This is a genomic window from Amycolatopsis albidoflavus (assembly GCF_039525725.1).
Taxonomy (GTDB): Bacteria; Actinomycetota; Actinomycetes; order Mycobacteriales; family Pseudonocardiaceae; genus Amycolatopsis; species Amycolatopsis albidoflava.
The window spans coordinates 98,855-112,762 of the sequence record NZ_BAAAHV010000008.1 but is presented as its reverse complement, the minus strand read 5'-3'; the positions used below and the strand labels follow the sequence as shown (position 1 = coordinate 112,762).

The following is a 13,908-nucleotide window of genomic DNA, read 5'->3' as shown; positions in this document are numbered from 1 at the left end:
GCTTTCCTTCCATTCACGAGCATGTGCATCAGAACTTCAACCCCGCCTCACGGGCGGCGTCGGCAAGCGCGGCGATGCGGCCGTGGTAGGCGTTGCCGCCACGGTCGAACACCACGGCTTCGATGCCGGCGTCCTTGGCGCGCGAAGCCACCAGTTCGCCGACCTTCGCCGCCTTGGCCTTCTTGTCGCCCTCGAACGACCGGAGGTCGGTCTCGAGGGTGGACGCCGACGCCAGCGTGTGACCGGCGAGGTCGTCGATCACCTGCACGGTGATGTGCCGCGAGGACCGCTTGACGACCATGCGCGGACGCACCGGCGTGCCGCTGATCTTCTTGCGGAGCCGGAAGTGCCGACGGGTCTTGGCGACGCGGCGGCGGGTCGAGATGTCCTTGCCGACCGGCTTGCGCTTCGTGGTAGTCGTGTCGCTCATCACTTACCCGTCTTTCCGACCTTGCGGCGGATCTTCTCACCCTCGTAGCGCAGGCCCTTGCCCTTGTACGGGTCCGGGCGGCGCAGCTTGCGGATGACCGCGGCGGTCTGGCCGACCTTCTGCTTGTCGATGCCGGAGACCGAGAACCGGGTCGGCGACTCCACCTTGAAGGTGATGCCTTCCGGGGCCTCGATCTTGACCGGGTGGCTGTAGCCGAGGGCGAACTCGAGGTCCGAGCCCTTGGCCTGCACGCGGTAACCGACGCCGTGGATCTCAAGCTTCTTCTCGTAGCCCGCGGTCACGCCCACCACGAGGTTGTTCACCAGCGTGCGGGTGAGACCGTGCAGGGCGCGGCTCGTGCGCTCGTCGTCCGGACGCTTCACCAGGAGCGTGCCGTCCTCGCCGCGCTCGACGAAGATCGGCTCGGCGACGGTGTGCTCCAGGGTGCCCTTCGGACCCTTGACCTTGACGTTCTGGCCGTCGATGGTCACCTCGACCCCGGAGGGGACGGCGACCGGCAGCTTTCCGATGCGTGACATGTCTGTGCCCCCTTCCTTACCAGACGTAGGCGAGGACTTCGCCGCCCACGTTGTTGCGCTTGGCCTGCCGGTCGGTCTGCAAGCCGCCGGACGTCGAGATGATCGCGACGCCGAGGCCACCCAGAACGGACGGCAGTTCGGTCGATTTTGCGTAGACCCGCAGACCCGGCTTGGAGACGCGGCGAAGGCCGGCGATGCTCCGCTCGCGGTTGGGGCCGTACTTCAGCTCCACGATGAGGTTCTTGTGCTTCTCGCCCGGCTCGTCGCGGTAGCTCGCGATGTAGCCCTCGCGCTTGAGGATCTCGGCGATGTTCGCCTTGATCTTCGAGTGCGGAAGCACGACCTCGTCGTGGTACGCCGAGTTCGCGTTGCGCAGACGGGTCAAGAAGTCTGCGATCGGGTCGGTCATCGTCATGGTGACCTGTCAACCTTTCTCGCCTGGTTCCCCGCCTCGCCCGGCCGGAGAGGTCTCCGGCCGGGTCGGCGGGGCCTGTGGCGAACTGGGAATAGAGTTTCGAGCCTTACCAGCTGGACTTGTGAACACCGGGCAGTTCGCCCGCGTGCGCCATCTCCCGGAGGCAGATCCGGCACAGGCCGAACTTGCGGTAGACCGAGTGCGGACGGCCGCACCGGTTGCACCGGGTGTAGCCGCGCACCGCGAACTTCGGCTTCTTCGAAGCCTTGCTGACTAGCGCTTTCTTAGCCATCGGCTCAGTTCTCCTTGAACGGGAAACCGAGCTTGCGCAGCAGCGCCCGGCCCTCGTCGTCGGTGGTGGCGGTCGTGACGACGGTGACGTCCATGCCGCGAGGGCGGTCGATGTCGTCCGGGTTGATCTCGTGGAACATCGACTGCTCGTTGAGACCGAACGTGTAGTTGCCGTTGCCGTCGAACTGCTTGGGCGAAAGCCCGCGGAAGTCGCGGATACGGGGCAGCGCGATGGTCAGCAGCCGGTCGAGGAACTCCCACATCCGGTCGCCGCGCAGCGTGACGCGCGCGCCGATCGGCTGTCCCTCGCGGAGCTTGAACTGCGCGATGGACTTGCGGGCCTTCCGGATTTCCGGCTTCTGCCCGGTGATCAGGGCAAGGTCGCGGACCGCGCCGTCGATCAGCTTGCTGTCCCGGGCGGCGTCCCCGACACCCATGTTCACGACAATCTTCACGACGCCGGGAATCTGGTGCACGTTGGGGATGGAGAACTCCTTCTGGAGTTCGCCCTTGATCTCTTCGCGGTACCGGGTCTTCAGACGCGGCACGATCTTCTCTGCGGTGGTCATGTCAGATGTCCTTGCCGTTCCGGCGCGAGACCCGGACCTTCTTGCCGTCCTCGCCGATGCGGTAGCCCACCCGGGTCGGCTTGCCGTCCGAGTCCACGACCATCACGTTCGACACGTGAATAGGCGCTTCCTGCGTCACGATGCCGCCGGACTGGGCGCCACGCTGGGTCTGGGTGATCCGGGTGTGCTTCTTGATCCGGTTGACACCCTCGACCAGCACGCGCTCCCGCTCGGGGTAGGCCTGAATGACCTTGCCCTTCGCGCCCTTGTCCTTGCCGGCGATGACGACGACCGTGTCGCCCTTCTTCACCTTCATCACAGCACCTCCGGCGCGAGCGAAATGATCTTCATGAACTTTCGGTCGCGCAGCTCGCGGCCCACCGGGCCGAAGATGCGGGTGCCCCGGGGCTCGTTGTCGTTCTTGATGAGCACGGCGGCGTTCTCGTCGAACCGGATGTAGGAACCGTCCGGACGACGGCGCTCCTTCACCGTGCGGACGATGACAGCCTTGACGACATCGCCCTTCTTCACCCCGGCGGCCGGGATGGCGTCCTTCACGGTGGCGACGATGATGTCGCCGATGCCGGCGTAGCGCCGCCCGGAGCCGCCGAGCACGCGGATGCAAAGGATTTCCTTCGCGCCCGTGTTGTCGGCAACCCGAAGCCGCGACTCCTGCTGGATCACGTCAACTCCTGTATGTCGCGCTGGTTCTCGCTTGCGGGCGAGCCTTGCGGAACCAAGGACTCCGAAGAGCCCTGCTTACTTGGCCTTCTCCACGACCTGCACCAGACGCCAGCGCTTGGTCGCCGACAGCGGCCGGGTCTCCATCAGCGTGACCCGGTCGCCCACGCCCGCCTCGTTGTTCTCGTCGTGCACCTTGACCTTGGTGGTGCTGCGGAGAACCTTCGAGTAGCGCGGGTGCTTCTTGCGGTCCTCGAGCTCGACCACGATCGTCTTGTCCATCTTGTCCGAGACGACGTAACCCTCGCGGACCTTGCGGTAGTTCCGGGCGGTCTTCTCGGTGGCAGCCTCGCTCATGCGGCACCTTCACTTTCGGCGTCGGGCGCCACGGACAGGCCGAGCTCGCGCTCGCGCATGACCGTGTAGATCCGCGCGATGTCCGTGCGGACGGTGCGCAGCCGACGGTTGTTGTCCAGCTGCCCGGTCGCCATCTGGAAGCGGAGGTTGAAGAGCTCCTCCTTGTATTCCTTCAGACGCAGCACGAGCTCTTCGGCGGTGAGCTCACGCAGCTCGGATGCCTGTGCGGCTCCGTTAGCCATCAGAACTCACCTTCCCGGGTCACGATGCGGCACTTCATGGGGAGCTTGTGGATCGCGCGGCGGAGCGCCTCGCGGGCGGTCTCCTCGTTCGGGAAGCTGATCTCGAACATCACGCGACCCGGCTTCACGTTGGCGATCCACCACTCGGGCGAACCCTTACCGGAACCCATGCGGGTTTCCGCGGGCTTCTTGGTCAGCGGGCGGTCCGGGTAGATCGTGGTCCACACCTTGCCGCCGCGCTTGATGTGACGGGTCATGGCGATACGAGCGGACTCGATCTGCCGGTTCGTCACGTAGCTGTGCTCAAGCGCCTGGATGCCGTACTCGCCGAAGTTGACCTTGGTACCGCCCTTGGCGGCGCCGTGGCGCTTCGGGGAGTGCTGCTTGCGGTGCTTGACCCTGCGCGGGATGAGCACGTCTCAGCCCTCCGTCTTTTCTGCGGTCTCAGCGGCCGGGGCCGCCTCAGTCGCGTTGTCGCTCTTCGCAGCGGCTGCGGCGCGGCCGGCCTCGGTCGAGGTCGGGGTCGTGCCCGACGCGCCGGAACGGCGCGGACGGGACGGCCGGTCGCCACGGTCGCGGCGGGGGGCCCGCTCGGCAGCCGCGGCGGCGTCGCGCGCCTCGCGGGCCTTCAGGCCGCCGACCAGCTCGCCCTTGTAGATCCACACCTTCACGCCGATGCGGCCGAACGTCGTCTTGGCCTCGAAGAAGCCGTAGTCGATGTCGGCGCGCAGCGTGTGCAGCGGGACCCGGCCGTCGCGGTAGTGCTCGGAACGGGACATCTCGGCGCCGCCGAGACGACCGCCGCACTGCACGCGGATGCCCTTGACCTGCGGCGAGCGCATGGAGGTCTGGATCGCCTTGCGCATCGCGCGGCGGAACGCCACGCGGTTGCTCAGCTGCTCCGCGACACCCTGGGCGACCAGCTGCGCGTCGGCCTCGGGGTTCTTCACCTCGAGGATGTTCAGCTGGACCTGCTTCTTGGTCAGCTTCTCCAGCGCGCCGCGGATCCGGTCGGCTTCCGCGCCGCGGCGGCCGATGACGATGCCCGGCCGGGCGGTGTGGATGTCGACGCGAACGCGGTCACGGGTGCGCTCGATCTCGACCTTGGAGATGCCGGCGCGCTCCATGCCGGTGGAGAGCAGCTTGCGGATCTTGACGTCCTCGGCCACGTACTCCGCGTACTGCTTGTCGGCGTACCAGCGCGACTTCCAGTCAGTGGTGATACCCAGGCGGAAGCCGTGCGGGTTGATCTTCTGGCCCACTACCGGCCACCTGCCTTCTTGTTGCTCTTCTTCTCCGCAGGCCGCGACTCGACCACCACGGTGATGTGGCTGGTGCGCTTGCGGATCCGGTACGCACGGCCCTGGGCACGCGGACGGATGCGCTTGAGGGTCGGGCCCTCGTCGGCGGTCGCGGACTTGATCCAGAGCGTCTCCGGGTCCAGCTGGAGGTTGTTCTCGGCGTTGGCCGCCGCGCTGGCGATGACCTTCGCGAGCTGCGTGCTGGCAGCCTGCGGCGCGAACCGGAGCACGGCCAAGGCCTCGCTGACGCTACGACCCTTGACGAGCTCGATCACCCGGCGCACCTTCATCGGCGCGTCCCGGACAAAGCGAGCCCGCGCGACGGCCGTGGGCAGCTCTTCTGCCGTGGCCGTGGCGTTTGACTGGGCGTTCATCTGCTTCCCTTAACTTTCTCTGGCCCGCTCAGCGGCGGCGCGACTTGCGGTCGTCCTTGATGTGGCCCTTGAAGGTCCGCGTCGGGGCGAACTCGCCCAGCTTGTGACCCACCATCGCCTCGGTGACGAACACCGGGACGTGCTTGCGGCCGTCGTGCACCGCGATCGTGTGACCCAGGAAGTCCGGGATGATCGTGGAGCGCCGCGACCAAGTCTTGATCACGGTCTTCTTGCCCGATTCGTTCAGCGCGTCCACCTTCTTGAGCAGGTGGTCGTCCACGAACGGGCCCTTCTTAAGGCTGCGTGGCATGTGCTTCTACCTCCCTGCTCAGCGCTTCTTGCCGGTACGCCGGCGGCGGACGATCAGTTTGTCGGACGGCTTGCTCTTGCGAGTACGGCCTTCGGGCTTGCCGTTCGGGTTCACCGGGTGGCGACCACCGGACGTCTTGCCCTCGCCACCGCCGTGCGGGTGGTCGACCGGGTTCATCACGACACCACGGACAGTCGGGCGCTTGCCGCGCCAGCGGTTGCGGCCCGCCTTGCCCCAGTTGATGTTCGAGTGTTCCGAGTTGCCGACCTCGCCGACGGTCGCGCGGTTGCGCACGTCCACGTTGCGGATCTCGCCCGAGGGGAGACGCAGCTGGGCGTAAGGACCGTCCTTGGCGACGAGCTGCACGCGGGCGCCGGCGGACCGGGCCATCTTCGCGCCGCCGCCGGGGCGGAGCTCGATCGCGTGGATCACGGTGCCGACCGGGATGTTGCGCAGCGGCAGGTTGTTGCCCGGCTTGATGTCGGCGCGGGGGCCGTTCTCAACCGTGTCGCCCTGCTTCAGCTTCTCCGGCGCGATGATGTAGCGCTTCTCGCCGTCGGCGTAGTGCAGCAGCGCGATGCGCGCGGTGCGGTTGGGGTCGTACTCGATGTGCGCGACCTTGGCCGGCACGCCGTCCTTGTCGTGACGACGGAAGTCGATCACGCGGTAGGCGCGCTTGTGGCCACCGCCCTTGTGCCGGGTGGTGATCTTGCCCGAGGCGTTGCGGCCGCCGGTCTTGCTCAGCGGACGCAGCAGCGACTTCTCCGGCGTGGACCGGGTGATCTCGGCGAAGTCCGAGACGCTCGAACCGCGACGACCCGGGGTCGTCGGCTTGTACTTGCGGATGCCCATTGTCAGCTCAGTCCTTTACGCGGTGGGTCCGCCGAAGATCTCGATCGCCTTGCTCTCAGGCGAAAGAGTCACGATGGCGCGCTTGGTGTCCTTGCGCTTGCCGAAGCCGGTACGAGTCCGCTTCCGCTTGCCCTGGCGGTTGGCCGTGTTGACGCTGACGACCTTCACGCCGAACACCTTCTCGACCGCGATCTTGATCTGGGTCTTGTTGGCGTCCGGACGGACGATGAACGTGTACTTGTGGTCCTCGAGCAGTCCGTAGGACTTCTCGGAGATCACCGGCGCGAGCAGGATGTCGCGGGGGTCCGGAATGGCGACCGAGCTCACTTCTCGTCACTCCCTTCCGAAACCTCGCTCGAACGCGCGAGGGCCTTGACGACCTTCCCGCGGACGGGGCCTGCCACGAACGCGTCGTAAGCGGCCTTGGTGAACACGACGTCGTCGTTGACCAGGACGTCGTAGGTGTTGAGCTGGTCAGCCCAGATCAGGTGCACGTACGGCAGGTTCCGCGCGGACACCCAGGCGAGCTCCTCGTCGCGGTGCAGGACCACGAGAACGCGCTTGGCCTGTGTCGCGGCGGCGATCGCCGTCTTGGCGGTCTTGGTCGACGGCTTCTCGCCGGAGACCAGTTCCGTCAGGACGTGCAGCTGGCCGGCGCGAGCCCGGTCGGAGAGGGCGCCACGCAGAGCGGCGGCCTTCATCTTCTTCGGGGTGCGCTGGGTGTAGTCGCGCGGCGTGGGGCCGTGCACGACGCCACCGCCGGCGAACTGCGGCGCGCGGGTCGAACCCTGGCGGGCGCGACCGGTGCCCTTCTGCCGGTACGGCTTCTTGCCGCCACCGGAGACCTCACCGCGGGTCTTCGTGTCGTGCGTGCCCTGGCGCGCGGCGGCCAGCTGGCCCACCACGACCTGGTGCATCAGCGCGACGTTGGCCTGCACGTCGAAGATCTCCCCGGGGAGCTCGACGGTGCCGTCGGCTTTACCGGCCGGAGTCTTCAGCTCGACGTTCGTCATCGTCAGTTTCCACCCTTCGCGGCACTGCGCACGAACAGCAGGCCGCCCTTGGGACCGGGCACCGCGCCCTTGATCAGCAGCAGGCCGTCCTCGGCACGCACCGCGTGCACGGTCAGGCCCTGCGTGGTGACCCGGTCGCTACCCATCCGGCCCGCCATCCGCAGGCCCTTGAACACGCGGCCGGGCGTGGCGCAGCCGCCGATGGAACCCGGCTTGCGGTGCACGGCCTGCGCACCGTGGCTCGCGCCCTGGCCCTTGAAGCCGTGGCGCTTCATGACGCCGGCGTAGCCCTTGCCCTTGCTGGTACCGGTCACGTCGACCGAGGTCCCGGCCTCGAACACCTCGGCGGTGATCTCCTGGCCGACCTCGTAGGTCTCGGCGTCGGTGGTGCGCAGCTCGGCAACGTGGCGACGCGGGGTCACGCCCGCCTTGTCGAAGTGGCCGGTGCGCGGCTTGTTCACCTTGCGCGGGTCGATCGCGCCGAACGCCAGCTGCACGGCCGCGTAGCCGTCTTTGTCAGTGGTCCGAACCTGGGTCACCACGTTCGGCCCGGCCTTGACGACAGTGACCGGGATGACCCGGTTCTGCTCGTCGAAGACCTGGGTCATGCCGAGCTTGGTGCCCAGGATGCCCTTCATTTGCCTGTCAGACATGAGTCCGTCTCTTTTGTCTCTGCCGCTCGCCTGTGTCCAATGGTCGGACCCTGCAAGCAGGTCCTCCGACGCTTACTGGATGTTGACGTCGACGCTCGCCGGGAGGTCGATGCGCATGAGCGCGTCCACCGTCTTCGGCGTCGGGTCGAGGATGTCGATCAGACGCTTGTGCGTGCGCATCTCGAAGTGCTCGCGCGAGTCCTTGTACTTGTGCGGCGAGCGGATGACGCAGTAAACGTTCTTCTCGGTAGGCAGCGGCACCGGCCCGACAACACGGGCGCCGGTGCGCGTGACCGTTTCCACGATCTTGCGCGCCGAGGTGTCGATCGCCTCGTGGTCGTAGGCCTTGAGCCGGATGCGGATCTTCTGTCCCGCCATGGTGGCTGCGTTCCTTGTCGTCTCGTGCCGCTTTGTCTCGTCAACCTGGGCCGGAGCCCGGGTTTCAGCAGTTCAACGGCCCTGTCCCCGGTCCACGCGGTCGGGCGTGTCGCGCCCGCCGCACAGACGGATCCCTAAGGATCGTCGTCTTGCCTGGTCTTCCTCTTACGTGAGGAGGCCGCGGGCCGACCTGGTCTGAACAAGCACCGCGGTCGTCCCTACTGGCCTTTGCCCGCTAGCCTCACCCGAAGGAAGAGCTCCACGGACCGTGGCCACTCGCGCCAGGGCGGCCGGAACCCAGTCGATTGAAAACCGATGAGGGTTCGGCCGCCCCAGGACGAGCAACCTGAATAGTGTCGCACACGTGAGTTGACGCCCTGAACTCGGGGGTGTATTGACCCGAATTCAGGGCGCCGACGTCACTTGTTGATCTTGGTAACCTGGCCCGCGCCGACGGTCCGGCCACCCTCGCGGATGGCGAAGCGCAGACCCTCGTCCATGGCGACCGGCTGGATCAGCACGACGCTGATGTCCGTGTTGTCGCCCGGCATGACCATCTCGGTGCCCTCGGGGAGGGTCACGACGCCGGTCACGTCCGTGGTGCGGAAGTAGAACTGCGGGCGGTAGTTGTTGAAGAACGGGGTGTGCCGTCCGCCCTCGTCCTTGGACAGGATGTAGACCCGGCCCTCGAACTCGGTGTGCGGGGTGGTGGTGCCCGGCTTCACGACGACCTGGCCGCGCTCGACGTCCTCGCGCTTGATGCCGCGCAGCAGGAGGCCGACGTTGTCGCCCGCCTGGCCCGAGTCGAGCAGCTTGCGGAACATCTCGACACCGGTGACGGTGGTCTTGGTCGACTTCTCGCGGATACCCACGATCTCGACCTCTTCGTTGACGTTGACCTGGCCGCGCTCCACGCGACCGGTCACGACGGTGCCGCGGCCGGTGATCGTGAAGACGTCCTCGATCGGCATCAGGAAGGGCTTCTCGAGCTCGCGCACCGGGTCCGGCACGTTGTCGTCGACGGCGTGCATCAGCTCGAGCACGGCGTCGGCCCACTTCTGGTCGCCCTCGAGAGCCTTGAGGCCGGAGACGCGCACGACCGGCGCGTCGTCGCCCGGGAACTCCTGCGAGGACAGCAGCTCGCGGACCTCCAGCTCGACGAGCTCGAGGATTTCCTCGTCGTCGACCATGTCGGCCTTGTTCAGCGCCACCACGATGTAGGGCACGCCGACCTGGCGGGCCAGCAGCACGTGCTCGCGGGTCTGCGGCATCGGGCCGTCGGTCGCCGCGACCACCAGGATCGCGCCGTCCATCTGCGCGGCACCGGTGATCATGTTCTTGATGTAGTCGGCGTGACCGGGGGCGTCCACGTGTGCGTAGTGACGCTTCTCGGTCTGGTACTCGACGTGCGAGATGTTGATCGTGATGCCGCGCTGCTTCTCTTCCGGCGCGTTGTCGATCTGGTCGAACGCACGGGCTTCGTTCAGCTCCGGGTACGCGTCGTGCAGAACCTTGGTGATCGCCGCGGTCAGCGTGGTCTTGCCGTGGTCGACGTGACCGATGGTGCCGATGTTGACGTGCGGCTTGCTCCGCTCGAACTTCGCCTTCGCCACTGGAATGTCCTCCTGGACTGATTTCGCGTTGTGCTCGTGGGGCAGCGTGGCTGCTGCCCCACGAATGTTCCTTCGTCGTTGCTGCGGACGTTCAGGAGAGTTCCTTAATGCCCGCGCGCGGTGAGGGAGTTACTCCCCCGTCGCCTTCGCGATGATTTCCTTCGCGACGTTCGCGGGAACCTCGGCGTAGGAGTCGAACACCATGGAGTAGTTCGCCCGGCCCTGGGTACGGGACCGCAGGTCGCCGACGTAGCCGAACATCTCCGACAGCGGGACCAGTGCCTTCACGACACGGGTACCGGCGCGCTCCTCCATGGCCTGGATCTGGCCACGGCGGGAGTTGAGGTCGCCGATCACGTCGCCCATGTAGTCCTCGGGAGTCGTGACCTCGACGGCCATCATCGGCTCGAGGATGACCGGGCCGGCCTTCCGGGCGGCTTCCTTCATCGCCATGGAGCCGGCGATCTTGAAGGCCATTTCGGAAGAGTCGACCTCGTGGTACGCGCCATCCAACAAGGTGAACTTCAACCCGACGAGCGGGTAGCCGGCCAGCACGCCGTACTGCATGGCGTCCTGCGCGCCCGCGTCGACCGACGGGATGTACTCCCGCGGCACGCGGCCACCGGTGACCTTGTTGTCGAACTCGTAGAGAGCACCGTCGGTGCGCTCGAGCGGCTCCAGCTTCACGATGACCTTCGCGAACTGGCCGGAACCACCGGTCTGCTTCTTGTGGACGTAGTCGAGCTTGTCCACGGTCTTCTTGATGGTCTCGCGGTAGGCGACCTGCGGCTTGCCGATGTTCGCCTCGACCTTGTAGTCGGACTTCATCCGGTTGACGAGCACCTCGAGGTGGAGCTCGCCCATGCCGGCGATGATCGTCTGACCGGTCTCCTCGTCGAGCTGGACCTGGAAAGTCGGGTCCTCCTCGGCGAGCTTCTGGATCGCCAGGGACAGCTTCTCCTGGTCGGCCTTCGTCTTCGGCTCGATGGCCACCCGGATAACCGGGTCCGGGAAGGTCATCGACTCGAGGACGACCGGGTTCTGCGCGTCGGCAAGGGTGTCACCGGTCGTGGTGTCCTTCAGGCCGATGACCGCGTAGATGTGGCCGGCCAAGGCCTCGTCGACCGGGTTCTCCTTGTTGGAGTGCATCTGGAAGATCTTCCCGATGCGCTCCTTGCGCTCCTTGGTCGCGTTGACGACCTGGGCGCCGGAGGCGACCTTGCCCGAGTAGACCCGGATGTAGGTCAGCTTGCCGAAGAACGGGTGCGCGGCGATCTTGAACGCCAGAGCCGAGAACGGCTCCTCGGTCGTCGCGTGCCGGGTGACCGGGGTCTCGCCGTCCGGAAGCAGGCCCTCGACCGGCGGCACCTCGAGCGGCGACGGCAGGTAGTCGATGACCGCGTCCAGCATCGGCTGCACGCCCTTGTTCTTGAACGCGGAGCCGGCGAGCACCGGGAACGCCTCGCGGGTGACGACCAGGTGGCGGATGCCGCCCTTGATCTCGTCCTGGGTCAGCTCCTCGCCCTCGAGGAACTTCTCCATCAGCGCGTCGTCGGTCTCGGCGACGGCCTCGACCAGCTTCTCGCGGTACTCGGCGGCGCGGTCGGCCAGCTCGGCCGGGATGTCCTCGACGGCGTAGTCGTCGCCCTTCTGCACCTCGCCGCGCCAGACCAGGGCCTTCATCCGGACCAGGTCGATGACGCCCTCGAAGTCGTTCTCCGCGCCGATCGGCAGCTGGATGGCCAGCGGCCGGACGCCGAGACGGTCCGTGATGGTCTGCAGGGTGTAGTAGAAGTCCGCACCCAGCTTGTCCATCTTGTTGACGAAGCAGATGCGCGGGACGTCGTACTTGTCCGCCTGCCGCCAGACCTGCTCGGACTGCGGCTCGACGCCTTCCTTGCCGTCGAAGACCGCGACCGCGCCGTCGAGCACCCGCAGGTTGCGCTCCACCTCGACGGTGAAGTCGACGTGCCCGGGGGTGTCGATCAGGTTGATCTGGTAGTCGTTCCAGAAGGTGGTGGTGGCAGCCGAGGTGATGGTGATACCCCGCTTCTGCTCCTCCTCCATCCAGTCCATGGTGGCGGCGCCGTCGTGGACTTCGCCGAGCTTGTAGTTGATCCCGGTGTAGAACAGGATCCGCTCGGTGGTGGTGGTCTTACCGGCGTCGATGTGCGCCATGATGCCGATGTTGCGGACCTTGTTGAGGTCGGTCAGCACTTCACGTGCCACGAGAATGTTCCCCTGTCTCGAACGTGGGGCCCGGCATGGCTCGACCCGAAGGACCGGGCGGCGGCACCGGACTACTTACCAGCGGTAGTGCGCGAAGGCCTTGTTCGACTCGGCCATCTTGTGCGTGTCTTCACGGCGCTTGACGCTGGCGCCAAGGCCGTTGCTCGCGTCCAGCAGCTCGTTCTGCAGCCGCTCGATCATCGTCTTCTCGCGGCGGGCCTGCGAGAAGGAGACCAGCCAGCGCAGCGCCAGCGTGGTGGAACGACCGGGCTTGACCTCGATCGGCACCTGGTAGGTGGCGCCACCGACGCGGCGGCTCTTCACCTCGATGGTGGGCTTCACGTTGTCGAGCGCGCGCTTCAGCGTGACGACCGGGTCGGTGCCCGTCTTCTCGCGAGCGCCTTCGAGAGCGCCGTAGACAATGCGCTCGGCCAGGGACCGCTTGCCGTCCTTCAGCACCTTGTTCACCAGCTGGGTGACCAGCGGGGAGGCGTAGACGGGGTCGGAGATCAGCGGCCGCTTCGGCGCCGGACCCTTGCGAGGCATTAGCTCTTCTCCTTCTTCGCGCCGTACCGGCTGCGCGCCTGCTTGCGGTTCTTCACACCCTGGGTGTCGAGCGAACCGCGGATGATCTTGTAGCGAACACCCGGCAGGTCCTTAACCCGGCCGCCGCGCACGAGCACCATGGAGTGCTCCTGGAGGTTGTGGCCTTCACCCGGGATGTACGCGGTGACCTCGATACCGCTGGTCAGCTTCACACGAGCAACCTTGCGCAAGGCCGAGTTCGGCTTCTTGGGAGTCGTGGTGTACACGCGGGTGCACACGCCACGACGCTGCGGGCTCCCCTTGAGGGCCGCGGTCTTCTGCTTGGCAGCCTTGTCCTGGCGGCCCTTGCGGACCAGCTGCTGGATCGTGGGCAATGGACCAGCTTCCTGTCGTGATCTTGCTTCTTCGTGTCTTCACCGGTCCCCGCGGTCGGGCGTGTCGGCCCGCGTCACGGTCTCGCGACCGGTAACTTCCCGGAGGGATTTTCCGTCGGAACCCCACGTGGCGAGGCCGGTGAACCGGGTGCAAAAGCACCCCGCTCATGCCCAACGGCACGCGGAGCGGCCCGACGCCTGCCGGGCACGGTCTCCAAAGATACCCGTCCACTCGCGGAGCGGTCCGGGCGGGGGGTCGCTACGGTCGCCGACCGGTCATCGTAACCCCAGATCGGGGCCTTGGGACGGCGCCGCGCGGGACTTCCCGACAAGCAGAACGCCGGGCTCCGGCACGCTATTCCGGAGCGGGTTCCCGCGGTCAGGGCACACGAGAGTTCGCATGCCGGGACGGGGCGACCAACTAATGGACGCGCGCCGGGCCCCGCGGCTTCCCGCGCCCCAATGTGGCGTTCGGTGCGTTCAGCGCACCCAATGTGGCGTTCGGTGCGTCAGATGCACCCAATGCCACATTGGGGTGTTCTCAGCAGCGCGGTGGGTGGCGAGTTCGTTGTGACCTACTGGCCAGGGGGATGCGGAGCACAGCCTGGCGAGACGGGCGGCGTGGCTCCGTTGCCGCGAAAGCCGCGAAAGTCCGTGAGGGGAACCCTGAGGGACTCTGATTCCCTCAGGGTTCCCCTCACGGACTTTCGGCATCGCGCGCCAAGCTCGTCGGCGGTGAGG

22 protein-coding genes are annotated in these 13,908 nt (G+C 66.8%); all 22 read right to left on the bottom strand.

From position 1 onward, the window contains the following. Positions 1-28 precede the first annotated feature (28 nt). Entirely contained in the window at positions 29-430 is a 402-nt protein-coding gene (rplR, locus tag ABD156_RS10900; RefSeq protein ID WP_116204588.1) for a 50S ribosomal protein L18, read from the bottom strand. Then, positions 430-969 carry a 50S ribosomal protein L6 gene (gene rplF / locus ABD156_RS10895; RefSeq protein WP_344270191.1) on the bottom strand — a complete coding sequence of 180 codons (540 nt, stop codon included), beginning with the start codon at positions 967-969 and terminating at the stop codon, positions 430-432. The genes rplR and rplF overlap by 1 nt, the downstream gene beginning before the upstream one ends. Positions 970-985: 16 nt before the next feature. Continuing rightward, positions 986-1,384, bottom strand: a complete 399-nt coding sequence (rpsH, locus tag ABD156_RS10890; protein WP_116204586.1) for a 30S ribosomal protein S8 — start codon at positions 1,382-1,384, stop codon at positions 986-988. Between the two features lie 106 nt (positions 1,385-1,490). Further along, positions 1,491-1,676, bottom strand: a complete 186-nt coding sequence (locus tag ABD156_RS10885) for a type Z 30S ribosomal protein S14 (protein WP_116204585.1) — start codon at positions 1,674-1,676, stop codon at positions 1,491-1,493. Positions 1,677-1,680: 4 nt separating this feature from the next. Further along, entirely contained in the window at positions 1,681-2,244 is a 564-nt protein-coding gene (rplE, locus tag ABD156_RS10880; RefSeq protein ID WP_037816262.1) for a 50S ribosomal protein L5, read from the bottom strand. 1 nt (position 2,245) lies between these two features. Next, a complete protein-coding gene (rplX, locus tag ABD156_RS10875; protein WP_033291190.1) occupies positions 2,246-2,560 on the bottom strand; it encodes a 50S ribosomal protein L24 in 315 nt (104 codons plus the stop codon). Further along, positions 2,560-2,928, bottom strand: a complete 369-nt coding sequence (gene rplN / locus ABD156_RS10870; RefSeq protein WP_004558867.1) for a 50S ribosomal protein L14 — start codon at positions 2,926-2,928, stop codon at positions 2,560-2,562. Before rplN ends, rplX begins: the two co-directional genes overlap by 1 nt. 75 nt (positions 2,929-3,003) lie before the next feature. After that, positions 3,004-3,282, bottom strand: a complete 279-nt coding sequence (gene rpsQ, locus ABD156_RS10865) for a 30S ribosomal protein S17 (protein ID WP_116204582.1) — start codon at positions 3,280-3,282, stop codon at positions 3,004-3,006. Then, positions 3,279-3,524, bottom strand: a complete 246-nt coding sequence (gene rpmC, locus ABD156_RS10860) for a 50S ribosomal protein L29 (RefSeq protein ID WP_009072314.1) — start codon at positions 3,522-3,524, stop codon at positions 3,279-3,281. Before rpmC ends, rpsQ begins: the two co-directional genes overlap by 4 nt. Further along, entirely contained in the window at positions 3,524-3,940 is a 417-nt protein-coding gene (gene rplP / locus ABD156_RS10855; protein ID WP_009072313.1) for a 50S ribosomal protein L16, read from the bottom strand. The genes rpmC and rplP overlap by 1 nt, the downstream gene beginning before the upstream one ends. Before the next feature lie 3 nt (positions 3,941-3,943). Continuing rightward, positions 3,944-4,786, bottom strand: a complete 843-nt coding sequence (rpsC, locus tag ABD156_RS10850) for a 30S ribosomal protein S3 (protein WP_101436015.1) — start codon at positions 4,784-4,786, stop codon at positions 3,944-3,946. Further along, complete coding sequence (rplV, locus tag ABD156_RS10845; RefSeq protein ID WP_344270166.1) at positions 4,786-5,199, bottom strand: 50S ribosomal protein L22; 414 nt, start codon at positions 5,197-5,199, stop codon at positions 4,786-4,788. Before rplV ends, rpsC begins: the two co-directional genes overlap by 1 nt. A 28-nt stretch (positions 5,200-5,227) precedes the next feature. Further along, positions 5,228-5,509, bottom strand: coding sequence for a 30S ribosomal protein S19 (rpsS, locus tag ABD156_RS10840; RefSeq protein WP_003102083.1), 282 nt, complete (start codon positions 5,507-5,509; stop codon positions 5,228-5,230). Between the two features lie 18 nt (positions 5,510-5,527). Next, positions 5,528-6,361 (bottom strand): 50S ribosomal protein L2, encoded by an 834-nt coding sequence (rplB, locus tag ABD156_RS10835; RefSeq protein WP_037816266.1) that lies wholly within the window; start codon positions 6,359-6,361, stop codon positions 5,528-5,530. Between the two features lie 15 nt (positions 6,362-6,376). Then, a complete protein-coding gene (gene rplW, locus ABD156_RS10830; RefSeq protein WP_009072304.1) occupies positions 6,377-6,688 on the bottom strand; it encodes a 50S ribosomal protein L23 in 312 nt (103 codons plus the stop codon). Further along, positions 6,685-7,374, bottom strand: coding sequence for a 50S ribosomal protein L4 (rplD, locus tag ABD156_RS10825; RefSeq protein ID WP_344270155.1), 690 nt, complete (start codon positions 7,372-7,374; stop codon positions 6,685-6,687). The genes rplW and rplD overlap by 4 nt, the downstream gene beginning before the upstream one ends. Positions 7,375-7,376: 2 nt before the next feature. Further along, entirely contained in the window at positions 7,377-8,027 is a 651-nt protein-coding gene (gene rplC, locus ABD156_RS10820; protein ID WP_344270152.1) for a 50S ribosomal protein L3, read from the bottom strand. A 72-nt stretch (positions 8,028-8,099) separates the two neighbouring features. Further along, a complete protein-coding gene (gene rpsJ / locus ABD156_RS10815) occupies positions 8,100-8,405 on the bottom strand; it encodes a 30S ribosomal protein S10 (protein ID WP_003102098.1) in 306 nt (101 codons plus the stop codon). Between the two features lie 419 nt (positions 8,406-8,824). After that, on the bottom strand, positions 8,825-10,018 hold the full coding sequence (gene tuf, locus ABD156_RS10810) for an elongation factor Tu (protein WP_037816270.1): 1,194 nt from the start codon (positions 10,016-10,018) through the stop codon (positions 8,825-8,827). Positions 10,019-10,147: 129 nt separating this feature from the next. Beyond that, the gene (gene fusA, locus ABD156_RS10805; protein ID WP_344270144.1) at positions 10,148-12,247 is read right to left on the bottom strand and encodes an elongation factor G; all 2,100 of its coding nucleotides are present in this window, start codon (positions 12,245-12,247) and stop codon (positions 10,148-10,150) included. A gap of 75 nt (positions 12,248-12,322) precedes the next feature. Further along, positions 12,323-12,793 (bottom strand): 30S ribosomal protein S7, encoded by a 471-nt coding sequence (gene rpsG / locus ABD156_RS10800; RefSeq protein WP_007031033.1) that lies wholly within the window; start codon positions 12,791-12,793, stop codon positions 12,323-12,325. Further along, positions 12,793-13,167 carry a 30S ribosomal protein S12 gene (gene rpsL, locus ABD156_RS10795; RefSeq protein ID WP_003102113.1) on the bottom strand — a complete coding sequence of 125 codons (375 nt, stop codon included), beginning with the start codon at positions 13,165-13,167 and terminating at the stop codon, positions 12,793-12,795. The genes rpsG and rpsL overlap by 1 nt, the downstream gene beginning before the upstream one ends. Positions 13,168-13,908 lie beyond the last annotated feature (741 nt).